This window comes from Corynebacterium haematomassiliense (assembly GCF_013978595.1).
Taxonomy (GTDB): domain Bacteria; phylum Actinomycetota; class Actinomycetes; order Mycobacteriales; family Mycobacteriaceae; genus Corynebacterium; species Corynebacterium lehmanniae.
In genome coordinates, this window is the sequence record NZ_JACDTZ010000002.1 from 175,236 (window position 1) to 197,118 (window position 21,883).

General features: G+C 67.3%; 23 protein-coding genes. 20 read left to right on the forward strand and 3 right to left on the reverse strand.

What is annotated here, in order from left to right; all coding sequences use genetic code 11:
- Nucleotides 1-233: 233 nt before the first annotated feature.
- The 13 genes from secY to eccB all read left to right on the forward strand — a co-directional run bounded on the left by secY (nucleotide 234) and on the right by eccB (nucleotide 11,784).
- The gene (gene secY, locus H0193_RS10200; protein ID WP_181889822.1) at nucleotides 234-1,562 is read left to right on the forward strand and encodes a preprotein translocase subunit SecY; all 1,329 of its coding nucleotides are present in this window, start codon (nucleotides 234-236) and stop codon (nucleotides 1,560-1,562) included.
- Nucleotides 1,562-2,107, forward strand: coding sequence for an adenylate kinase (locus H0193_RS10205; protein WP_181889823.1), 546 nt, complete (start codon nucleotides 1,562-1,564; stop codon nucleotides 2,105-2,107). The genes secY and H0193_RS10205 overlap by 1 nt, the downstream gene beginning before the upstream one ends.
- Before the next feature lie 79 nt (nucleotides 2,108-2,186).
- Complete coding sequence (gene map, locus H0193_RS10210) at nucleotides 2,187-2,978, forward strand: type I methionyl aminopeptidase (protein WP_181889824.1); 792 nt, start codon at nucleotides 2,187-2,189, stop codon at nucleotides 2,976-2,978.
- 51 nt (nucleotides 2,979-3,029) lie between these two features.
- Nucleotides 3,030-3,815 carry a L,D-transpeptidase gene (locus tag H0193_RS10215; RefSeq protein ID WP_181889825.1) on the forward strand — a complete coding sequence of 262 codons (786 nt, stop codon included), beginning with the start codon at nucleotides 3,030-3,032 and terminating at the stop codon, nucleotides 3,813-3,815.
- A 165-nt stretch (nucleotides 3,816-3,980) separates the two neighbouring features.
- Nucleotides 3,981-4,199: a translation initiation factor IF-1 gene (gene infA, locus H0193_RS10220; RefSeq protein ID WP_019193979.1), complete on the forward strand. Its 219-nt coding sequence runs from the start codon at nucleotides 3,981-3,983 to the stop codon at nucleotides 4,197-4,199.
- Nucleotides 4,200-4,374: 175 nt separating this feature from the next.
- Nucleotides 4,375-4,743 carry a 30S ribosomal protein S13 gene (rpsM, locus tag H0193_RS10225; protein WP_034997293.1) on the forward strand — a complete coding sequence of 123 codons (369 nt, stop codon included), beginning with the start codon at nucleotides 4,375-4,377 and terminating at the stop codon, nucleotides 4,741-4,743.
- 3 nt (nucleotides 4,744-4,746) lie between these two features.
- Nucleotides 4,747-5,148: a 30S ribosomal protein S11 gene (gene rpsK, locus H0193_RS10230; RefSeq protein WP_038609718.1), complete on the forward strand. Its 402-nt coding sequence runs from the start codon at nucleotides 4,747-4,749 to the stop codon at nucleotides 5,146-5,148.
- A 27-nt stretch (nucleotides 5,149-5,175) separates the two neighbouring features.
- Entirely contained in the window at nucleotides 5,176-5,781 is a 606-nt protein-coding gene (rpsD, locus tag H0193_RS10235; protein WP_181889826.1) for a 30S ribosomal protein S4, read from the forward strand.
- Nucleotides 5,782-5,894: 113 nt separating this feature from the next.
- Complete coding sequence (locus H0193_RS10240; RefSeq protein ID WP_181889827.1) at nucleotides 5,895-6,908, forward strand: DNA-directed RNA polymerase subunit alpha; 1,014 nt, start codon at nucleotides 5,895-5,897, stop codon at nucleotides 6,906-6,908.
- Nucleotides 6,909-6,954: 46 nt separating this feature from the next.
- Nucleotides 6,955-7,449, forward strand: a complete 495-nt coding sequence (rplQ, locus tag H0193_RS10245) for a 50S ribosomal protein L17 (RefSeq protein WP_181889828.1) — start codon at nucleotides 6,955-6,957, stop codon at nucleotides 7,447-7,449.
- A gap of 98 nt (nucleotides 7,450-7,547) precedes the next feature.
- On the forward strand, nucleotides 7,548-8,378 hold the full coding sequence (gene truA, locus H0193_RS10250) for a tRNA pseudouridine(38-40) synthase TruA (RefSeq protein WP_181889829.1): 831 nt from the start codon (nucleotides 7,548-7,550) through the stop codon (nucleotides 8,376-8,378).
- Nucleotides 8,379-8,411: 33 nt separating this feature from the next.
- Nucleotides 8,412-10,529 carry a DUF6541 family protein gene (locus H0193_RS10255; protein ID WP_181889830.1) on the forward strand — a complete coding sequence of 706 codons (2,118 nt, stop codon included), beginning with the start codon at nucleotides 8,412-8,414 and terminating at the stop codon, nucleotides 10,527-10,529.
- A 40-nt stretch (nucleotides 10,530-10,569) separates the two neighbouring features.
- A complete protein-coding gene (eccB, locus tag H0193_RS10260) occupies nucleotides 10,570-11,784 on the forward strand; it encodes a type VII secretion protein EccB (RefSeq protein ID WP_181889831.1) in 1,215 nt (404 codons plus the stop codon).
- 9 nt (nucleotides 11,785-11,793) lie between these two features.
- Here the strand turns inward: eccB and H0193_RS10265 are convergent, their stop codons facing one another.
- Together H0193_RS10265 and eccD are read right to left on the reverse strand one after the other, a co-directional pair.
- Nucleotides 11,794-12,867, reverse strand: coding sequence for a S8 family serine peptidase (locus H0193_RS10265; protein ID WP_202032266.1), 1,074 nt, complete (start codon nucleotides 12,865-12,867; stop codon nucleotides 11,794-11,796).
- 1 nt (nucleotide 12,868) lies between these two features.
- Nucleotides 12,869-14,179, reverse strand: a complete 1,311-nt coding sequence (gene eccD, locus H0193_RS10270; RefSeq protein ID WP_181889832.1) for a type VII secretion integral membrane protein EccD — start codon at nucleotides 14,177-14,179, stop codon at nucleotides 12,869-12,871.
- A gap of 131 nt (nucleotides 14,180-14,310) precedes the next feature.
- Between eccD and eccCb the strand changes: the two genes are divergently transcribed.
- The 7 genes from eccCb (at nucleotide 14,311) to rpsI (ending at nucleotide 20,638) form a co-directional block, all read left to right on the forward strand.
- Nucleotides 14,311-17,736: a type VII secretion protein EccCb gene (eccCb, locus tag H0193_RS10275; RefSeq protein ID WP_181889833.1), complete on the forward strand. Its 3,426-nt coding sequence runs from the start codon at nucleotides 14,311-14,313 to the stop codon at nucleotides 17,734-17,736.
- Nucleotides 17,733-18,098, forward strand: a complete 366-nt coding sequence (locus tag H0193_RS10280) for a hypothetical protein (RefSeq protein ID WP_181889834.1) — start codon at nucleotides 17,733-17,735, stop codon at nucleotides 18,096-18,098. Before eccCb ends, H0193_RS10280 begins: the two co-directional genes overlap by 4 nt.
- The gene (locus H0193_RS10285; RefSeq protein WP_181889835.1) at nucleotides 18,095-18,640 is read left to right on the forward strand and encodes a type VII secretion-associated protein; all 546 of its coding nucleotides are present in this window, start codon (nucleotides 18,095-18,097) and stop codon (nucleotides 18,638-18,640) included. Before H0193_RS10280 ends, H0193_RS10285 begins: the two co-directional genes overlap by 4 nt.
- Nucleotides 18,641-18,743: 103 nt before the next feature.
- Nucleotides 18,744-19,055 carry a WXG100 family type VII secretion target gene (locus tag H0193_RS10290; RefSeq protein WP_181889836.1) on the forward strand — a complete coding sequence of 104 codons (312 nt, stop codon included), beginning with the start codon at nucleotides 18,744-18,746 and terminating at the stop codon, nucleotides 19,053-19,055.
- Nucleotides 19,056-19,065: 10 nt separating this feature from the next.
- A complete protein-coding gene (locus H0193_RS10295) occupies nucleotides 19,066-19,350 on the forward strand; it encodes a WXG100 family type VII secretion target (RefSeq protein ID WP_070474959.1) in 285 nt (94 codons plus the stop codon).
- Between the two features lie 296 nt (nucleotides 19,351-19,646).
- A complete protein-coding gene (gene rplM / locus H0193_RS10300) occupies nucleotides 19,647-20,090 on the forward strand; it encodes a 50S ribosomal protein L13 (protein ID WP_034997310.1) in 444 nt (147 codons plus the stop codon).
- Nucleotides 20,090-20,638: a 30S ribosomal protein S9 gene (gene rpsI / locus H0193_RS10305; RefSeq protein WP_236883584.1), complete on the forward strand. Its 549-nt coding sequence runs from the start codon at nucleotides 20,090-20,092 to the stop codon at nucleotides 20,636-20,638. The genes rplM and rpsI overlap by 1 nt, the downstream gene beginning before the upstream one ends.
- A gap of 60 nt (nucleotides 20,639-20,698) precedes the next feature.
- On the opposite strand, the gene H0193_RS10310 is transcribed toward rpsI, so the two are convergent.
- Nucleotides 20,699-21,772 carry an HNH endonuclease signature motif containing protein gene (locus H0193_RS10310; RefSeq protein WP_181889837.1) on the reverse strand — a complete coding sequence of 358 codons (1,074 nt, stop codon included), beginning with the start codon at nucleotides 21,770-21,772 and terminating at the stop codon, nucleotides 20,699-20,701.
- Nucleotides 21,773-21,883 lie beyond the last annotated feature (111 nt).

Consider the following 21,883-nt stretch of genomic DNA (forward strand, 5'->3'; position numbering starts at 1 on the left):
GGCCGATAGGTCCCGCCTGACGGATTCCGCCACCATGCGTCAGTCCGAGCGCCTGGGAGGAGACTGGGAGTCGCGCCGTAACCGAACCTGAAATATCAACTTTCCATCGGGTGCTGTTAGTGTAGTGGGGTCAAAAGACGGCCCCGCCGGTTTTCGCGTGCCCGCGAAACCTGGGCGAGGAGTCGAATGTCCACTACCTCCCGCCCGTGGCGCGGCGGGGGCCAGGAGGCTTTGTGTCCGCTATTGCTCAGGCGTTCAAGGATCCGGATCTACGCAAGAAGATCCTGATCACCCTTGCGCTGATGTTTCTGTACCGCGTCGGCTGCCAGATCCCCACTCCGGGCGTGGATTACGGGCTGATTAACTCGCGCCTGGAGGAAATCTCCCAGGGCGACCAGGCGACGATGTTCTCCATCATCGGATTGTTCTCCGGTGGCGCGCTGCTGCAGCTTTCCATCTTCGCCATCGGCATCATGCCGTACATTACGGCCTCGATTATCGTGCAGCTGCTCACCGTGGTGATCCCGAAGTTTGAGGAGCTGAAGAAGGAAGGCCAGTCCGGCCAGGCGAAGATGACGCAGTACACCCGCTACCTCACGGTGGCGCTGGCGCTGCTGCAGTCCGCCGGCATTGTGGCGCTGGCGGACCGCGAACAGCTGCTCGGTCAGGGCATGCCGGTGCTGGTGGAGGACCGCAACATCTGGACGCTTCTGATGATGATCATCGTCATGACCTCCGGTGCGGTGCTCATCATGTGGCTCGGCGAGATCATCACGGAAAAGGGCGTCGGTAACGGCATGTCCCTGCTCATCTTCGCGGGCATCGCCACCCAGATCCCGTCCGAGGGCGCGTTCATTCTCCAGCAGTCGGGCGCGGTCACCCTGACCCTGGTTGTCCTGGCGCTGATTGCGCTCGTCGTCGGCATCGTGTTCATCGAGCAGGGCCAGCGCCGCATTCCGGTGCAGTACGCCAAGCGCATGGTGGGCCGCCGCCAGTACGGCGGTTCCTCCACCTACCTGCCGCTGAAGGTGAACCAGGCGGGCGTGATCCCGGTGATCTTCGCCTCCTCGCTGATGTACGTGCCGGTGCTGATCACCCAGATCGTCACCATGAACAACCAGACCCCGCCGGACAACTGGTGGATGAACCACGTGATGGCGTGGCTGCAGAACCCGGGTTCCTGGCAGTACATCCTCACCTACGTGGTGCTGATCATCTTCTTCTCCTACTTCTACGTCTCCATCCAGTACGACCCGGTGGACCAGGCGGAGAACATGAAGAAGTATGGCGGCTTCATCCCCGGTATCCGTCCGGGTCGCCCGACCGCGGAGTACCTGGCGTTTGTGATGAACCGTTTGCTGTTCGTCGGCGCCATCTACCTCGCCGCGATCGCTGTTCTGCCGAACCTGGCTATGGACGCCGGCATCACCGGCTCCGGCCGTATGGGCATGAGCGCGTTCGGCGGCACCGCGATCCTGATTATGGTGTCCGTGGCCCTGACCACGGTCAAACAAATTGAATCTCAGCTCCTGCAATCCAACTACGAAGGACTTTTGCGATAATGCGTCTCGTTCTCCTTGGCCCTCCCGGTGCCGGCAAGGGCACCCAAGCCGCGATTCTCTCCGAGAAGCTCGGTGTGCCGCACATCTCCACGGGCGATTTGTTCCGCGCCAACATCGGCGAGGGCACCCCGCTCGGCGTTGAGGCGAAAAGCTACATCGACGCCGGCAAGCTCGTGCCCACCGACGTCACCGCGCGCATGGTGGAAGACCGCCTGAATCAGGACGACGCGAAGGACGGCTTCCTGCTGGACGGCTTCCCGCGCACTGTGGAGCAGGCTGAGATCCTCACCGAGCTGCTGAGCAAGAAGGGCGAGAAGCTCGACGGCGTGCTCAACTTTGTCGTCGACGAGGACGTTGTGGTCGAGCGCATGCTCGCCCGCGGCCGCGCGGACGACAACGAGGAGACCATCCGCACCCGCCTCGGCGTCTACCGCGACGAGACCGCCCCGCTGATCCAGCACTACGGCGACCAGATCATCTCCATCGACGCCGTGGGCGACGTCGACGAGATCAACCAGCGCGCCATGGAGGCGCTGGGCAAGTAGCCCACGTAGCGTGAAGGCCGGTGTGTTTGCACCGGCCTTTCGCATTTCGCTTATCGACGAACCAAAGGACCACCACGCAATGGTTTTCAGGAAACGCAAGATCGCGGCCAAGACGCCGGAGGAGCTCGACGCCATGGAGGCCGCCGGGCGCATCGTCGGCACCGCCCTGCAGGAAGTGCGCGCGGCAGCGAAACCCGGAGCGAGCACGCTCGACCTGGACAAGGTCGCCGAGACGGTCATCCGCGACCATGGCGCCATCCCGACGTTTTTGGGCTACCAGGGCTTCACCGGCTCTATCTGCGCGTCGGTGAATGAGGTGGTCGTGCACGGGATTCCGTCGAAAAGCATTGTGCTCGAAGAAGGCGACTTGGTCTCCATCGACTGCGGCGCCACCCTCGACGGCTGGGTGGGCGACAGTGCCTGGTCGTTCGGCATCGGCGAGTTGGCTCCGGAGGTGGACGCCCTCAACTGCGCGACCGAGTGGGTGCTGGCGGAAGGCCTCAAGGCGATGGTGCCGGGTAACAAGCTCACCGACGTCTCCCACGCGCTCGAGCTGGCCACCCACGCGGCTGAGGAGCGTTTCGGGGTGGAGCTGGGCATCGTCGACGGCTACGGAGGCCACGGCATCGGCCACACCATGCACGAAGAGCCGTACCTGGCCAACGAGGGCAAGCCGAACCGCGGTCCCGTCATCCAGGACGGATCCGTGCTGGCCATCGAGCCGATGCTGATCCTCGGCGGGGAAGTGGACACCGAGGTGCTGGAGGACGAATGGACCGTGGTGTCCGTAGACCGCGCACCCGCCGCGCACTGGGAGCACACCGTCGCGGCGACCGCAGGCGGCCCGAGAATTCTTACGCCGCGCGTGTAGTTTTCTGGCGCGTTGTGGTGCGTTTGATGACAGGGAGGTTATACTTCCGCCATGTCTTACCGTCCCCGCCACGCAAAGCAGTCGCCGCTGAAGCGACGCGCAACCACGTTCGCTGCCGGCCTCGGTGTCGTCGCCTCCCTGGCAGCACCGGTTTCCGCCCAGGCCGCGCCCGCGCAGAACCCGGTTGCCATGTCCAGCTTGGACTCGCTGTCCAACCAGGCGACCACCTCCTTCAGCAATCTGGATAAGTCCGCGCGCGACGCCGCGTGGAACATCCGCAACGGCCTGCGCCAGCAGGCTGACGCTCTGGCCGCCATCGACCCGCAGCTGCCGGCGAAGGCGAAGCAGCGCATCGACGAGATCCTCGAGATGTTCTTCCCGGGCCTGATCGCCGAGAAGACCCCGAAGCCGAAGCCGGCACCGGCCCCCGCACCGAAGCCCGAGCCGGCGCCAGCTCCGGCACCGGCCCCGGCACCTGCGCCGCGTACCTCCCCGTGCCCGGCGGACGCGAAGGCCTGCGTGGACCTGACCAACCAGAAGTCCTGGCTGCAGAACAACGGCGAGATCTACTACGGCCCGGTGCAGATCAGCTCCGGCCGCCCGGGTCAGGACACCCCGAAGGGCACGCACTACGTCAACCGGAAGGTCAAGGACGAGATCTCCTACGAGTTCAACAACGCTCCGATGCCGTACTCCGTGTACTTCACCAACAACGGCATCGCGTTCCACCAGGATGATCCGTACGTGCCGTCTGCGGGCTGCATCCACCTTTACCGCGCGGACGCGCAGCGGTACTTCAACGACCTGCAGATCGGCGACAAGGTCTACGTGTTCTAGCACGTGCCCGCGATGAGCCCCGGCTAGCGCTGGGGCTTTTTGCGTTTTCGCAGGTAAATGGCTAATGTAGTCCAGCGGTGTTTGTGCAACCTTGCGCAGGCCCCGCATGTAACCGGTAAATACGTCTGCTGCCTGCACTTTCAGGCGGCGTAGGAAGTGGAGTGTATGGCGAAAGAAGGCGCAATCGAGGTTGAGGGCCGCATTGTCGAGCCCCTGAAGAACGCGATGTTCCGGGTCGAACTGGACAACGGGCACGAGGTTCTCGCCCACATCAGTGGCAAGATGCGCCAGCACTACATCCGCATCCTCCCGGAGGACCGTGTCGTGGTGGAACTTTCCCCCTACGACCTGGACCGCGGGCGTATCACTTACCGCTACAAGTAAGCATTTCAGCCTTCTCACCCAGATCCGTCCCGGTGGCGGATCGTGCACCTCTGGCCACGGTGGCTGGAGCCGCGCGTAACCACAACCCACTCTCCGGCACGGCCCGGACAAAGCGTTGTTTGGCGTGGACGGGTGGGGAGAAAACCACCGTAACAACCCGAAAGGCACGTACCTCATGGCACGTCTAGCTGGTGTGGATCTCCCGCGCAACAAGCGCATGGAGATCGCACTCACCTACATCTATGGCATCGGTGCAACCCGAGCCAAGGAACTGCTCGAGAAGACCGGCATTTCTCCGGACCTGCGTACGGACAATCTGTCCGACGATCAGCTCGCCGCTCTGCGCGACGCGATCGAGTCCTCCTACACCGTAGAGGGCGATCTGCGCCGCGAGGTGCAGGCAGATATCCGCCGCAAGATTGAAATCGGCTCCTACCAGGGCATGCGCCACCGTCGTGGCCTGCCCGTCCGCGGCCAGCGCACCAAGACCAACGCGCGCACCCGCAAGGGCCCGAAGAAGACCATCGCAGGAAAGAAGAAGTAACCTATGGCTCCTCAGACTCGTTCCGGTGCGCGTCGCGGACGCCGCACCGTCAAGAAGAACGTGGCCGCTGGCCACGCGTACATCAAGTCCACCTTCAACAACACCATCGTGTCCATCACGGACCCGCAGGGCAACGTGATCTCCTGGGCATCCTCCGGCCACGTCGGCTTCAAGGGCTCCCGCAAGTCCACGCCGTTCGCCGCGCAGATGGCTGCCGAGAACGCTGCCCGCAAGGCGATGGACCACGGCATGAAGAAGGTCGACGTCTTTGTCAAGGGTCCGGGCTCCGGCCGCGAGACCGCAATCCGTTCGCTCCAGGCTGCCGGCCTGGAGGTGTCCTCGATCTCCGACGTGACGCCGCAGCCGTTCAACGGCTGCCGTCCGCCGAAGCGTCGTCGCGTTTAAGGCTGAAAGGAAAAGAGGTAAAGAAACATGGCTCGTTACACCGGCCCTGCTACCCGTAAGTCCCGTCGCCTCCGCGTCGACCTCGTCGGCGGCGACATGTCCTTCGAGCGTCGCCCGTACCCCCCGGGGCAGGCAGGCCGCGCCCGCATCAAGGAGTCCGAGTACCTGCTCCAGCTGCAGGAGAAGCAGAAGGCTCGCTTCACCTACGGCGTGATGGAGAAGCAGTTCCGCCGCTACTACGAAGAGGCGAACCGTCGTCAGGGCAAGACCGGCGACAACCTGCTGATCCTGCTGGAGTCCCGTCTGGACAACGTGATCTACCGCGCTGGTCTGGCTAAGACCCGCCGTCAGGCACGTCAGCTGGTCTCCCACGGCCACTTCACCGTCAACGGCAAGCACATCAACGTGCCGTCGTTTGCGGTGACGCAGTACGACATCATCGACGTCCGCGACAAGTCCCGCAGCATGCTGTGGTTCGAAGAGGCTCAGGACAACCTGCTCGAGGCCGTCGTTCCGGCGTGGCTGCAGGTCGTTCCGGACACCCTGCGCATTCTCGTGCACCAGCTGCCCGAGCGCGCTCAGATCGACGTGCCGCTGCAGGAGCAGCTCATCGTCGAGCTCTACTCGAAGTAAACTTTCGTTTGCTTCACCCCGCGCACTGTCGACGCGTTCGGCCGGTGCTCGGAATCTTCCACATATCCGTTCCTACCGGCTTCAAATAGCGGGAGCCGACAAAGGAGAAGTTCATGCTCATCTCTCAGCGTCCTGAACTGACCGAGGAGTACATCGACACCAACCGCTCGAAGTTCATCATCGAGCCGCTCGAGCCTGGTTTCGGTTACACCCTGGGCAACTCTTTGCGCCGCACGCTGCTGTCGTCCATCCCGGGCGCAGCCGTGACCTCCATCAAGATCGACGGTGTGCTCCACGAGTTCACCACGATCACCGGCGTCAAGGAGAACGTCTCTGAGATCATCCTCAACATCAAGGACATCGTCCTGTCTTCCGACTCCGACGAGCCGGTTGTCATGCAGCTTGCTGTTGAGGGCCCCGGCGACGTCACCGCAGGCGACATCGAGCCGCCGGCTGGCGTGGAGATCCACAACCCGGATCTGCACATCGCGTCGCTGAATGAGCAGGCTCGCCTCGAGATGGAGCTTGTTGTCGAGCGCGGCCGCGGCTACGTCCCGGCCATGCCCAACTCCGGCGGTGAGGCCGGCCGCATCCCGGTCGACCAGATCTACTCGCCGGTCACCCGCGTCGCCTACAAGGTTGAGGCGACCCGTGTTGAGCAGCGCACCGACTTTGACAAGCTGATCATCGACGTGGAGACCAAGAACTCCATGACCGCACGTGACGCCCTCGCGTCGGCCGGTTCCACCCTGGTGGAGCTCTTCGGCCTGGCGCGCGAGCTGAACACCGCGGCCGAGGGCATCGAGATCGGCCCGTCGGCGCAGGAGACCGAGTACATCGCCGCGTACTCCACGCCGATCGAGGAGCTGAACTTCTCCGTGCGCTCCTACAACTGCCTGAAGCGCCAGGACATCCACACCGTCGGTGAGCTCGCAGAGTGCACCGAGTCTGACCTGCTGGATATCCGCAACTTCGGCCAGAAGTCCATCAACGAGGTCAAGATCAAGCTTGCCAGCCTGGGCCTGACCCTCAAGGACGCTCCGGAAGATTTCGACCCGACCCAGATCGAAGGATACGACGCCGAGACTGGCGACTACGTCGACACCAGCGCGGACGAGACCGAGTAACACCACAGAGCACGCGCTCAATTAACCGCACACGAGGAGTACGAAAATGCCTACCCCGAAGAAGGGCGCCCGTCTCGGAGGCTCGGCCGGCCACCAGAAGCACATTCTGTCCAACCTGGCCCTGGCCCTGTTCGAGCACGGCGCAATCAAGACGACGGACGCGAAGGCACGTATGCTGCGTCCGTACGCCGAGAAGCTGATCACCAAGGCGAAGAAGGGCACCGTGGCTGACCGCCGCGCCGTGCTCGCCGAGCTTCCGAACAAGGAGGTTGTGACCTACCTGTTCAACGAGCTCGCGCCGAAGTTCGCCAACCGCGATGGCGGCTACACCCGCTCCATCAAGCTGGAGAACCGCGCCGGCGACAACGCTGCGATGACCCAGATCTCTCTGGTCCTCGAGGAGACCGTGTCTTCCGAGGCAACCCGCGCAGCACGCGCCGCCGCTTCCCGCCAGGCCGATCAGGCCAAGGCTGAGGAGGCTCCGGCAGAGGCCGCAGAGTCCACCGAGGCTCCGGCTGAGGAGACCGCAGAGGAGAAGTAGCCCACAGCTACGCCCCGCACGAGCGCCCGCCCACCTGCACTGCAGCGTGGACGGGCGCTTTGCTGTGCGCGCCAATTCCGGCGATACAATGCCTCACCATGGACGACACGCTGCGCCTGCGCCTGGACATCGCCTACGACGGCACCGACTTCCACGGCTGGGCCCGCCAAAAAGGGGACCTGCGCACCGTCCAGCAGACCATCGAAGACGCGCTGTCGCTCGTGCTGCGCACCGACGTGGCGCTGACCGTCGCCGGGCGCACCGACGCGGGCGTGCACGCCTCCGGCCAGGTCGCGCACGCCGACATTCCCAAAGACTCGCTCAACCAGCGCTCGATTGAGGGGGATCCGGGGCGGTTGGTGCGTCGATTAGCAAAATTGCTCCCTGAGGACGTCCGCGTGTTCGGCGTCACCCAAGCCCCCGCGGGCTTCGACGCGCGCTTTTCCGCCCTGACCCGCACCTACTGCTACCGGGTGACCACCCACCCCGCGGGTGCGGTACCCACCCGCGCGCGGGACACCGCCGTGTGGCCGAAACCCGTGGACCTCGACGCGGTGCAGGCCTGCGCCGACGCGCTGGTGGGCCTGAACAACTTCGCGGCGTTTTGCCGCCCGAAGGAGCACGCCACCACCATCCGCGACGTGCACTCCTTCACCTGGCGCGAAGTCGAACCGCAGCTTTTCGAGGCGCGCATCACCGCCGACGCGTTCTGCTGGAACATGGTCCGCGCGCTCGTGGCCACCTGCCTCACCGTCGGCGAAGGCCGCCGCGCGCCCGAGTGGCCGGAGGAGCTTTTGCTTCTCGACGCCCGCGAGCCCGACGTCCCCCTCGCCCCCGCCCGCGGCCTCACACTGGTGGGGGTGGACTACCCGGCAGATAGCGACCTGGCGGCGCGAGCCGAAACGACGAGAGCTATGCGCGAGATGTAGCATGCTTGGGTTACATCAGAACCGGGAGGTGCCATGACAACAGTCGCTGCCGCGTGGTTTGCCGTGGTGTTCTTCACCCTCCCCGGATTCGTGTTCTCCTGGGTCGCCGGCATGAAAGCCCCGGCGGCAGGCGTGGCCGCGCTGCCGGTGACCTTCGGCCTGTTTGGCGTGACCTCCTGGTTCTGGGGGCTGACCAGCGCGCCCTACAACCTGTGGACGTTCGGCGTGAGCATGGTCGTGGCACTCATGGCGGCCGCAGCGTGGCGGTACATGTTCGTGCGCCGGGCGCGCCGCGGGGGAGCGGTGAGCTGGCGCCGGGCGCTGTTTCCCGGCGACGTGCGCAAGGGAAGCATCGCCGACCCGTACTGGGTGCTGCCCGCCGTAGGCGTCGGCGTGGGCGCGTTCATGGCGGCCTCGGAGAGGCTGCACTGGCTGGAACGGATGCCCAACGGCGTCTACAACATCGTCCAGGGGTGGGACGTGCAGTGGCACGCCAACCTGGTCCGCTTCATCATGGACGAGGGCGTCGCCTCCGCCACCCGCATGGGCGAGCTGCAGAACGTGGAAACCCAGCTGAAGCTGTTTTACCCGTCCGCCTACCACGCAGGCATCGCCCTGTTCGGCGAGACGGCGGGCCTGGACCCCATCCCGGCGCTGAACATCGCCTCCGCCGTGCTGCCCGCGCTTGCGCTGCCGGCGACGCTGGCGTGCCTGGTGTTCGCGTTCTTGCGCTCCACGGGTGTCACGGCGCAGATCGCCGCCGCGCTCGCCGCGATCATGGGCTATGCCGCCCCGCAGCTGTTCTGGATCCCGGACTACGTGGGCATGTGGCCCTACCTGTTCGCCGTGGCGCTGACCGGCACCGTGACGTGGCTGCTTGTCCCCGTGCCGCGCGGGCGCGCCAGCGCCCTGCCCGCCGCACTCGCGTTCGTGGCGGTGCTGTGCGTGCACCCCTCCGCGGTCACCATCGTCGTGCTCGCCGTCGGGTTCTACTGGCTGACCTCCCCCCTGACCTCCCCGGAGCGCACGCGGCTAACGGACACGCTGTGGATCGCCGTGCCCGCCGTCGCCGGCGTGGCCATGTTCGTCCCGCAGGTGCTCGCCGGCTCCGCCCAGGCGGGCGAGGTGGCCTCCTGGCGGCCAGAGGAAACCCTGGGCGTCGGCGGGGCGTGGGGCACAGCGCTGCGGATGGAGACGCGCCACGTGCTGCAGTTCTTCCCGGCGTACGACCCCACCGTGCTGCTCTGGCTCGCCGCCGCGGGTGCGGTGGTGTGCCTGCTGTGGCGCCGCCAGATCTGGCCGGTGCTCTTCTACGCGGTGTCTTTGGCCATTACCGCCAACGCCTTGGCGCCCTTCGGCAACACGCTCGGCCACCTGCTCGACTACGTGGGCAACCTGCACTACAGCACCGGCCACCGCCTGATCATGCCGGTGGTCATGGCTGTCACGGCCTCGGCCGCTATTGCCGTGGCGGCGGGGATTCGCGTGGTCACGGCAGCGCCCGTCGCTAAGCGGTACGCGAAAGGCGAGCGAGCCTCCGCAATCGCGGGCATCGTCGTCGCCTGCATCGTCGCCTCCGCCGCGGTCCCGATGATCCGCGAGCACACCGACCACGGCGCCGAAAAAACCTACGCCGCCGCCCGCGTCGCCGACCGCATGGTCGACGCCGAGGACCTCGAAGCCTTCGACTGGCTGGCCACCCAACCCGCCGCCTGGGAGGGCCTGACCGCGGGCGACCCCGCCGACGGCTACTCCTGGATGTACGCCTACAACGGCGTGCCCACCTTGAACCGCCACTACCTGTGGCCCAACGGCGGGCGCGGCACCAACGGCGACATCATGTACTGGAACGCCGACTTCATCGGGGAGGGAGAACACAACCTCGTCGACGAGACCGTGGAGAACCTCAACGTGAAGTTCTTCCTGCTCAGCCCCGGCGCGTTCTGGAACTACCAGTACCCGCCGTACGAGATGCTGCGCGACTTCTGGGTCTCCGAGGGTGTGACACCCGTCTACCGCAAGGGGAAAACGGCGATCTTCGCGGTGAACAGCCAGTTCAGCGAGGCGGAGCTGGAGGAGATGATCGCAGACGGTAAGGAGCACGGCTCGGACGAGCTGTTTGCGCTCGCGGAGGTGGGCGCGACGCAGTAAGCTTTTTGCCAGGTGTTTTTCTCGGGGGAGGGGAATTGTCATGGCGAAGCTTCTGCCAACCACGCGTGCCCAGGTGTCGGGGCACAAGTTCATGCGCCGTCGTATGGAACACGGCCTGGTCTTCGGGGATATCCGCATGATCCACGATCCGTTGGCCTCGAGGCGTCGCGCGACCATTTTCGGCACCGCGGCGGTGGCGATGATCGCGGGTGTGATGGGGCTGTTCGCGTGGATGCGGCCGAACGCGGACCCGGGTGATGCGCCGATTGTGCGCGCCGCGGACGGCACGCTGTACGTGCGCGTGGGGGATGCGGCGCACCCGGTGACGAACTTGGCGTCGGCGCGCCTGATTGCAGGGCAGGCGGCTGATCCCGCCCGCATCGGCGACGAGAAGCTCGCCGAGTTGCCGCGCGGTGTGCCGGTGGGCATCGTCGCCGCGCCGGGCATGTTCGCGCCCGAGGACGCGCAATCGGCCAGCTGGTCAGTGTGCGGCGCGGACACGATCACGGTGGTCGCGGGCAAGGCTCCGGAGCCGTTGCCTATCGACGCCGCCGTCCTCGCCGCCGACACCACCCGCGAGTGGGTGGTTACTGCTGAGGGGCGGCGCCTGCTGCCGGAGGCACACACCCCGCAGGGCCGCGTGATCCGCCGGGCGCTGGGGATTACCCCGGACACGCCGCGGTGGACGCCGCCGACGCAGGTCATCTCCGCGTTGCGGGAGCTGCCGCCGGCGGCGTTGCCGGATCCGCTGCCGCAGATCATCGACGCGGACGACCAAGCCTGGGCGCTCGCGGACGGGCGCATCCAGCCGATCACCGGCACCCAACGGACCATGCTTTTGGACGCCGGGGCGAAGGCCGCTGTCGCGAGCCGTGAAACCCTGGCGTCGTACCCGGACGCGGAGGAGGAACTGCGTTTGCCGGGGCAGCGGCCGCGGTGGGTCGAGCCGCACCTGGCGTGCGTGGACCAAAACCGCGGCGGGGCCACCGTGGACGAGGTGCCGGAGGGCATCGAGCTGTCCGGCACGTCCGTGGCCACGCACTTCGCGGGGTTGGACGGCGGCTCCGTCGGGGTGGACTCGGGCCACGGGTTCCACGTCGTTTCCGCCAACGGGCTGCGCCACCGCGCCCCCGACGCCGAGACGCTGGCGACCGTGGGTGCGGCGCACGTGGAGGACGTGCCGTGGGAGATCGTCGCGCTTTTGCCGGAGGGCGCGGAGCTTTCGCGCGACGCGGCGATGACGGCGACGTACTAGGCCCAGTTGCTAGAGCTGCCGGGCGCGCAGCGCGACCACCAGCGCGGCCAGCGCGAGCGCCGCGCCGGCGAGCGCGCCGAGCCTGCCCACGGCCGGGTTGGGCCGCGGGTCCACGGGTCTCACCTGCGCGGTCGGGCGGTCCGCCAGCTCGTGCGGCGTCAGTTGGGTCAGCGCTGCTAGCGGGTCGATGGCGCCGCCGCCGGGTTGGGCGGAGGCGTCGAGAAGCGAGCGTACATGCTCCGGGGCGATGCCGGGGTAGCGCGACTGCAACAGCGCCACCGTGCCGCTGACCACCGGGGTGGCGAAGCTCGTGCCCGCGTACGGGTGCACGCCGTCTTTGACCAACGTGCCTTCCGCCCACCCGCCCGGGGCGAGCGCGGCCGGCGCATGCCCCGGCGCGGAGAGTGCGGCGGGCAGGGAGTAGTCGGCGATGGCGTGGTCGTCGGCGCGCGCGGCGACCGCCAGCACGGTGGGGAAGCGGGCGGGGAAGACCTCGAAGCCGGGCTCGCAGTCCGGACCGGCGTTGCCCGCGGCGGCCACGACCACCGCGCCTTGCGCCTCCGCGCGGTGGAGGGCGGCGGCGATGCCGGAGGTGTCGATGCGCGAAGCGAACCCGGGCTCCAGGCAGGACACGACGGAGATGTTGAGCACGCTCGCGCCTTCGTCGAGGGCGTTGTGGATCGCGTCGGTGAGCGTTTGCAGGTTGCCGGCGTCGACGTCGCGGTAGTGCGCCGAGGTCTGGCGGATCGAGATGATTTCCGCGTCCGGGGCGATGCCGAGGGTGTGCCCGGCGATGATCCCGGCGACTGCGGTGCCGTGGTTGTCGCAGTCGTGCAGCGCGTCCGCGGCCACGAAGTCGCGGCCCGGTCGCAGGTGGGTGATCTCGGGGTGCGGGGCGACACCGGTGTCGATCACCGCCACGCGCACCCCGGCGCCGGTGGCGAACTCCCGCAGCGCTTCGGTCGCGGGTGAAGCAGCAGGTGTATCGACGATCGCCGGCACCGCGCACGCCACATCCTGGGCTTGGGCAGGCGCAGGCGTGAGGCTGAGCGCGAGCAGGGCAGAGGCGACGAACTTGCGCATCTTAGAGCCCCCGGATCATGTCGAACAGCCCGGTCAAGTGCACCGCCAGCGGGATCACGGCGATGGTGGCGGCGACCTCGGCGCGCTCGAACCACACGATGGTGGTCGGCTCCACGTCCGGCACCCGCGGCGCCCACGCGACCGTCGCCGCGGCAGCCAATGCCGCGAGCGCCGCGACGGCGATGCACGCCGGGTGCCCGGTCTTTGCCGCGGCGACCACGGCGGCGACCACGGCGGAAAGCGCCACCGCGGTCAGGCACGCCCGCGGCACGGACCAGTGCTGGCGCGAGGCGTAGACCACCAGCGCGCCAGCCACGCACAGGCAGAACACGAACACCCACGCCCCGCCGGCCCGGCCCAGCCAGAAAAGCGCCGGCACGCAGCACGCGGCGATCGCCGCCGAGATGGCGGAGGCGATGGTGGACGCGGCGGCGCTGCGGGCGTCCACGTCGTGCTGGTAGTCGTCGGAGCGGTCGAACTCCTCGCCGGCGGTTGGCACCCGCGGCACCGTCAGCCCCGCCGCGCGCGTGGACGCGCCGGGCGTGGCCATCACCCCGAGCACCCCGGTGAGCACCGTCAGCGCCGGTGGGGCGAGCGGGCCGGGCAGCCACACGCCGGCCGCCCCGGCGCCGCCGAGCACGCAGACCGCGGCGGTGAACGCCACCTGCGCCGCCCCGGCCAAGCCCAGCGCCACACCGACACCGACGGCCACCGCCGCCGCGAGCAAGCCCGCCAACGCTCCGAGGCCGAGCGAGGCCGCATCAGCACCGCCGCCGCCACCGGCGACCCACGCACCCGCGGCGAGCCCCGCCAGCAGCGGCACGGCGGCGAACGCCGGGCGCGACCTGCCTATCGACGTCACCGCCAACGCCAGCAGCGCCACTGCCCCCAGCGCGACCGGCCACGGGGCGAACACCCGCGCCAGAAGCAGCACCGCCGCAAGACCGGCGAACGTCGCCGCCGCGTCCAGCCCGCGCACCTGCCGCGCCGACTCGGCCGCCCCGGCCAGGGCGTCGGCCGCGTCGCGCACGACCGGCGGGGGCGTGGGCTCTTGGGGATGGAGGGCGACGGTGGCGCCGTCGTGAAGCTTTAGTGCGTACAGCGGCGTGTGCATATCCAGCACCGCCCCGCCTGCGGTGGTGGCTTGCCACGGGCGGTGCACCTCCGGCAGCTCCACTAAGCGCGCGAGCTCCGGCAGCACCTCCGAAAGCGTCGACGACGTCGGCAGCGTGACGTCGATGTCGCGGTGGAACGCGACAACCGAAATGCGGACAGTGACGCGCACGACGTGGTGCGCAGACGTTGCAACCAACTTGAAAAACCCCCGAAATATCAGGCGCGGCCCCCATTCGCCGCGCGACGGGAAACAGTATGGCTTACAATCCACAGCGCGTCCACAGTTCGGGGGAACTGTGAGAAACCACAAGGGGGGGAAAATCCACGATGCTTGGCCTCGACTACGACCAAGTCCTCGCACCAACAACCGGCACTCAAGCGGCGATCGACGCCGCGCCGCCGCCGACCGGCAACTTGCGCGCCGAGCCCGTGCCCGCGGCGCAGAAACCGCAGTCGCCGCCGGTGATAAAGATCCTGCTGCCGGTGGTGATGGTCGTCGCGATCGGCGCAGTGATGGTGCTCATGGCCATGTCCGGCCGCGCCGTGAGCCCCATGATGCTGATCTTCCCGCTGATGATGCTCTTCGGGCTCGCCGGCATGGTCAACCCGCAGGAAAAGCAGGGCGACATCGACGAGACCCGCCGCGTCTACCTGCGCCACCTCGATGCACTGGCGAACAAGGCGCGCGCGAACGCCGCGACCCAGCGCACGCACGCCACTACGTTGCACCCCGCGCCGGGCGAGCTGGTGGCCGCGGTGCCGGTCGAGCGCGTCTGGGAGCGCGCCGGCGCCCCGACGGTGCGCCTGGGCACCGGCGCGGGCGCGCTGTGCACCCCGGTGGACGTGGACGATCCGGGCAGCCCCGAGGACTTGGACCCGGTGTGCGCGGTGAGCCTGCGCCGCACCGTCGCGGCGGTGAGCACGGTGCCGGGCATGCCGATCATGGTGCAGCTCGACGCGTTTCCCGCGATCACGCTCGCAGGTCCTACGGCGGACGACGTGGCGCGCTCCATCGTGTGCCAGCTGGCGTTTTTCTACGGCCCGGAAAAAGTCCGCATCGACGCGCCGTTCGCCTGGGCGAAGTGGGTGCCGCACGCGCGCTCCGAGGGGGCGTTTCGCATTGCGCTTATCGACGGCCACGCCTCGCCCGCACCCACCGACGCCGACCTGGTGGTGACCATCCACGACGACCCGGACTTCTTCGTCGACCCGGACGCGTTCCACCTGATCTGCACCGACGTGCTCGAGGCCGCCACGGCCCAGGGAATTGAGCAGCTTGGCGTGCCGGATCGGTTCACGGACGCGGAGGCGGAGTTCGTCGCAAGGCACTTAGGCTTCTACCGCCGCCCCGACGGCGCGGTGGAGGCCGGCGGGGATTTCCTGTCCATGCTGGGCGTGCCGGACGTCGACGCGCTGGACGCGCACACGATGTGGCCGGGGGTGCGCAACAAGCTCACCGTGCCGATTGGAGCGACCCCCGACGGCCAGCCGGTGTACCTGGACTTGAAAGAGGCGGCGCTCGGCGGGATGGGCCCACACGGGCTGTGCATCGGGGCGACCGGGTCCGGCAAGTCGGAGCTTTTGCGGACCCTGGTGGTGGCGCTGGCGGCGACGCACTCGCCCGACGAGCTGAACTTCGTGCTGGTGGACTTCAAAGGCGGCGCGACGTTTTTGGGCTGCGAGTCGCTGCCGCACACCGCGGCGGTGATCACCAACCTCGAGGACGAGGCGGTGCTGGTGGAGCGCATGTATGATGCCATCTCCGGCGAGATGCACCGCCGCCAGGAACTGCTGCGGGCCGCCGGCAACTTCGCAAACATCACGGACTACACCAAGGCGGGCAACACGTTGCCGTCGCTGGTCATCGTGGTCGACGAGTTCACCGAGCTGCTCACCCAGCACCCGCACTTCGCGGACCTGTTCGTGGCGGTGGGCAGGCTCGGCCGCTCCCTCGGCGTGCACCTGCTGCTCGCCTCGCAGCGGCTGGAGGAGGGCAAGCTGCGTGGGCTGGATTCGCACCTGTCCTACCGCATCGGCCTCAAGACGTTTTCCGCCGGCGAGTCCCGCCAAGTCCTCGGCGTGCCGGACGCCTACGAGCTGCCCGGCGAGCCCGGCTCCGGCTACCTCAAAGCCGGCATGGACCTGACCCGCTTCCGGGCGGCGTACGTCTCCGGCCCGCTGACCCGCACCGTGGTGGAGCACCCCGGCGAGCAGCACGTGCGGCTGTTCACCGGCGACGAGATCGAGCTCGCGCCCACCGCCTACGTGGAGGAGGACCGCTCCACCACGCTTTTGGACGCGGTGGTGGCCAAGGCCCGCGACGTCGCCGACGCCCGCGGCATGCGCGCCCACCAGGTGTGGCTTCCGCCGCTGCCGGATCGCATCCCGCTGGCGCAGCTGGCGCACATGGACGGGGCGCTCGGGCTTATCGACGAGCCCTACAAGCAACGCCAAACCCCATTCCACCTGGACCTGAATGCTGCCGGCGGGCACGTCGCCATCGCGGGCGGGCCGCAGACGGGCAAGACGATGGCGGTGCGCAGCATCGTCGCCACGCAAATGCGCGCAGGATTGGCCGTCTACATCATCGGCGACCTGCCGGAGCTCGAGGCGCTGCCGCACGTCGCCGGCGTGGCCAGCATGAAAGACACCGAGCGCACCCGCCGCGTGATCGACGAGGTCACCGGGTTCTTGGACCACCCGCGGCCCGTGATGCTCGTCGTCGACGGCTGGCACGCCCTCGACGAGGACCTGCGCGAACCGCTCGCCCGCATCGCTTCCGAAGGCCCCGACGCCGGCATCCACCTCGTGGCGACCACCCAGCGCTGGAGCGCGATCCGCCCGAACGTGCGCGACCTCATCGGCACCCGCCTCGAGCTGAGGCTGACCGAACCGATGGACTCCGTGATCAACCGCAAACACCAAGAAAAACTGCCCGCCACACCCGGCCGCGGCCTGACCCCGGACGGCAAAACCGTCCAGCTCGCCTTCACCAGCGGCGAGGACATCGCCCACCTCGCCACCTCCGACCAGGCGCCGGTGGAGAGGCTGCGGGTGCTGCCGGAGCGCGTGGATACGCACTCGCTTCTCGACGGCCAAAGGATCCCCCTCGGCATCGGCGGCCCCACCCTCGAGCCCGTGTACTCGTCCGGGCACGTCCTGGTCATCGGCGCCGGCGGCTGTGGCAAATCCACCTTCATCGCCAGCACCATCACCGCGGTGGAGCACATGGGCCGCGAAGCCGCTCGCATGGTGGTGCTCGACCCCAGGCGCGCGCACCTGGGCCGGGCCAGCGAGGAGATGGTCGCCGCCTACGCCGCCTCCACCAGCGCGATCACGCAGGCCGCTAAATCGCTCGCCGTCACGCTCACCGAGCGCCTGCCCGGGGCCGATGTGACACCCGAGCAGCTGCGCGAGCGCTCCTGGTGGACCGGGCCCGAGCTGTACCTGATCATCGACGACTACGAACTCGTCGGCGAAGAACCCTTACGCCCAATCGCGGAACTGTTGCCGCACGCGCGTGACATCGGCCTGCACGTCGTGGCCGCCCGCAAATTCGGCGGCGTTTCGCGCGCGCTGTTCGGGCCGTTCCTCACCGCCGTAAAAGACCTGCACCCCGACGTGCTGCTCATGGACGGCACCCGCGACGAAGGCGCCATCTTCGGCGTGCGACCCAGCCCGCAACAACCCGGCCGCGCCACCTGGATCAACGGGGAAGCGCGCGGCACCGTCCAACTCCCGGAGGCACAATGACCGAGCTGCGCATCACCGCCACCGACGCATCCACCGTGATCACCGGTGCGGCCAACATCCACCGCTTCGACGCACCCACCAGCCGCGAAATCGCCGGCACCGTCCGCAGCGTGTTAGGCCCCGAGCCGCACGGCGCGCCGGTGCACATCGCCGCCGACCCGCAACGCCTACGCGAACTGACCCACGCGCTCGCCGACTACGACATCGACCTGACCACCGAACCCTCGAACCCGCCCCGCCCCCGCCCGACGACGCGCCCGAAGCCTTCCACCGGCCACCGCCGCCCGAGCAGGAGCCGCGCTCCGGCACGTGGATCATCGCCGGCGTCGTCGCCGCGGTCGCGCTCGCCTGCGCCGCCGTGATCTGGGGTTTAACCAGCGGGGGAGCGCAGTCGCAGGCTCCTGCGCAGGAGGAAACGGAGCAGTCACAACCACCGTCACCGCCGCAGGCTGCGCAGTCTCCGTCTCCTGTGCAGGAGGAGGAACGGGCGGAGCAGACGTCGATAAGCATTGAGCGCGAGGGCCTCACCGTCCAACTTCCCGCAGGCTTCACCCTCGAAGCCGACGACGGCATGTGGCGCGCCACGGGCGACGACCCCAACTTCCGCCTGCAGATGGCCGTCGAGCACCTCTACCAGTTGCCCGCGCGCACCATGGCCGAACAACTGCTCGCCGACATTGAGGCCGACCCGGAAGTCGAACTCGTCGACACCGACGGTATCGCCGTGACCTACCTCGAGCGCGCCGGCGACGGCTCGCAATCACTGTGGAAGACCTGGCCCAACGGGACGGTGCAGCTGTTCGTGGGCTGCCACACACGCGCCGAACCCACCGTCGTGCAACGCGCCACCTGCCGCATGGCCATGGAAACCGCTGAATATAAGGGGGCTGACGTGGGGCCATAAAAAAGTTTTGCGACCGATGGAACCGAAAGGGCCAAACGTCAGTCAGATATACGGACAGCACAGACGTTGTCCGTCCCAACACACAACGAGGGGGAAAGAAACCATGGAGCAGTTCGCAACCGAAGCCGAGGTCATGCGCGCCGCTGCAGACCGCACCGACGACACCAACGCCGACGTCAACCGCGAAATCGACCGCGTCCAGCAAGTCGCCGAAGCCACCCGCGGCTACTGGGTGGGCAACGCACAGCGCAGCTTCGACGACCTGATGATCAGGTACGACGACGCCCAAAGGCGATTGTCTGAAGCGCTGAGCGCGATCGCCGTGAACATCCGCGACAACGCCAAGAACTACGAAACCACCGACGCCACCAACACCGACAGCCTCCGCCAGATCGCCGGCGGACTCGCACTGTAAAGGGGAAACCATGCAGATCAAGTACGACTTCGCGCAGATCGCCGGCGCCGCAGAGGACATGCGCGCCTCCGCCTCCCGCATCAACGGCGACCTGGCCGAACTCAAGCAGATGCTCCAGCCCATGGCCCAGACCTGGGAAGGCACCGCAGCCGCGGCCTACCAGGCGCACCAGGCCAAGTGGGACCAGGCGGCAGCGGATCTCAACCAGATCCTCAACCAGATCGCCAACACTGTTGAAGACGGCAACACCACCATGCTCGCCGTCAACAACGCAGCCGCAAACAGCTGGGGCTAAACAACAAGACTTGCGTCGCGGGCCGTGACGGGGCCGTTTTCATCGGGGGACGGGCTCGGCTTCGGACCGGCCCGCGGCGCAACCACACGGGGGATACGGGGGACGTGCCGCCGCAGGTGATGGGGGAATCACCTGCGGCGGCGCTTTTTTGTTTTCGGGGGCGCGTGCCGTAGGGTGTTATCCCTGTGTGTCCCGCCGGATGCGCTTTTCGGGTCTCCACCGGCCGCCGTAAAGCACAAAGGGGCAGACGAAGTTTTTGGCCGGCAGCCATCTAGACAGACTTTAAGGAGTCATGCATGTCTACTTACCACCCGAAGAGCGGTGACATCACCCGTAAGTGGTACGTCATCGACGCAACCGACGTGGTGCTGGGCAAGCTTGCTTCCACCGTCGCAGACATCCTGCGCGGTAAGCACAAGCCGCAGTACGCACCGAACGTCGACACCGGCGACCACGTCATCGTGATCAACGCCGACAAGATCCACATCTCCTCCAACAAGCGCGAGCGCGAGATGCGTTACCGCCACTCCGGCTACCCGGGTGGTCTGAAGTCCATGACCCTGGGCCGCGCGCTGGACGAGCGTCCGGATCGCGTGATCGAGGAAGCTGTCAAGGGCATGATGCCGCACAACAAGCTTTCCCGTCAGTCCATCAAGAAGCTGCACGTCTTCGTCGGTGCCGAGCACCCGTACGCTGGCCAGCAGCCGGAAACCTACGAGTTTAAGCAGGTGGCACAGTAATGACCGAGCCGAACAACTTCGAAAACACCGCCGCTGAGGACCTGGGCACCGACGTCGATGCCGCAACCGCCGCGACCGAGGAGTTCAACTACACCATCGGCGACGCCATCGCCCCCGAGGCTGAGGCAACCGAGGAGACCGTCGAGGTCGCTCCGCTGCACGAGGGTCCGATCCAGACCGTTGGCCGCCGTAAGCGCGCCATCGCCCGCGTGACCGTCGTCGAGGGCGAGGGCAAGATCACCGTCAACGGCCGCGAGTTCGAGGACTACTTCCCGAACAAGTTGCACCAGCAGGACATTCTCACCCCGCTGACCCTGCTCGAGCGCGAGGGCCAGTTCGACATCAAGGCCAACATCTCCGGTGGCGGCCCGACCGGCCAGTCCGGTGCTCTGCGTCTGGCTATCGCCCGTGCGCTGAACATCTACAACCCGGCTGAGCGCCCGACCCTGAAGAAGGCCGGCCTGCTCACCCGTGACGCCCGTGCCGTGGAGCGCAAGAAGGCAGGTCTGCACAAGGCCCGTCGCGCACCGCAGTACTCCAAGCGTTAATCGCTTTTCGCGCGCGCCGAATCGCCGTCGTCCGTTTTTGGGCGGCGGCGTTTCGCGTTGCTAGGTGCTTTGTGGTCCGAAGAGTTGGTCGAGTGCTCCACGGTCGGTGTTTCTCAGGTGGTATCCGCGGGGTGAGACCCACCAGGGCGCGCCTCTGATCATCGCGATGCGGCCGCGGGATTTGCGCCAGGGGTCGTCGTCGTTGACCCGGTTGTGGTACTTACACAGCGGCACCAGGTTGTTCATATTGGTGTAACCGCCGTGTTTCCACGCATCCACGTGGTGGATCTCGGAGCCCAACGCCCCGTGCCGGCAGCCTGGGAACGCGCACACGGGTGAGACCATGCAGGCGAGGTCGCGTTGTTTCTGGTTGGCGAAACGCTCGGTGTCGTACAGGTTCACCGCCCCTTCTTCCGGGTGGAACGCTGCGACCTCCAACACCTCGCCGAACTCTTGCTGCATGTACTCCGCCCCGGTCATGGTGGTGCCGTCAGTCAAGGTGAGGATGACGTCGTCGCCCTCGCCGGCCATAATCCGTGCGTGCTCCGAAATCGGCACCATCACAATGGGCCTGGGTGCCGCGGCGACGACCCCGCCGGTTTTGCCTTCGACGATGCGCCAGAACGCCTCCTCCATCTGGGGTGCTGCCGGCAGTGTGGCGTCGATGCCTTGTTTCAGGCGGTGCTCGAGGTCTGCGGCTTTGCGGTCGGTGGTGTCGATGGTGATGCGTGCTCGGCCGTTCTTCGGCGCGGAGAAGGCGACCTGCTTTTTCTTCGGGGCATTGTCCTCGCGTGGCACCAGCTCTCGTGCGGCGCGTTCGATCGCGCGGTACCCGCCGGTGACATCCAGCAAGGCGAGGCGCAGCCGCCACCGCTCGCCGGTGTCTTTCACGCCCCCGACGCGGCGTTCGATCAGTGCGAGCTCGTCCAGGGAGAACCCGCGGGCCTTCTGTACTGCCAAGGCCTGCTTGCGGGTGAATTTTGTGGGCCCGTAGTACACCTTCTGCATTGCGTCCCACGCACGTGCCCGATCCGGCGCCATGCCAGCCGAAAGCGCAACAGGCAGGTCGAAGTGCCGCAGCGTCTCCATGGATGCTGCGGCCATCGCCTGAATGAATGCGTCGAACGGGTTCATGCCACGAACACTAAAACAATCGCAACCCCGCCCCGCCCGGCCCTGTGGAATTTGTGTCATCACCCCTGTGGATAACTACCAAACCCGCAGGTAAAATCGCGCGAAAGTTGG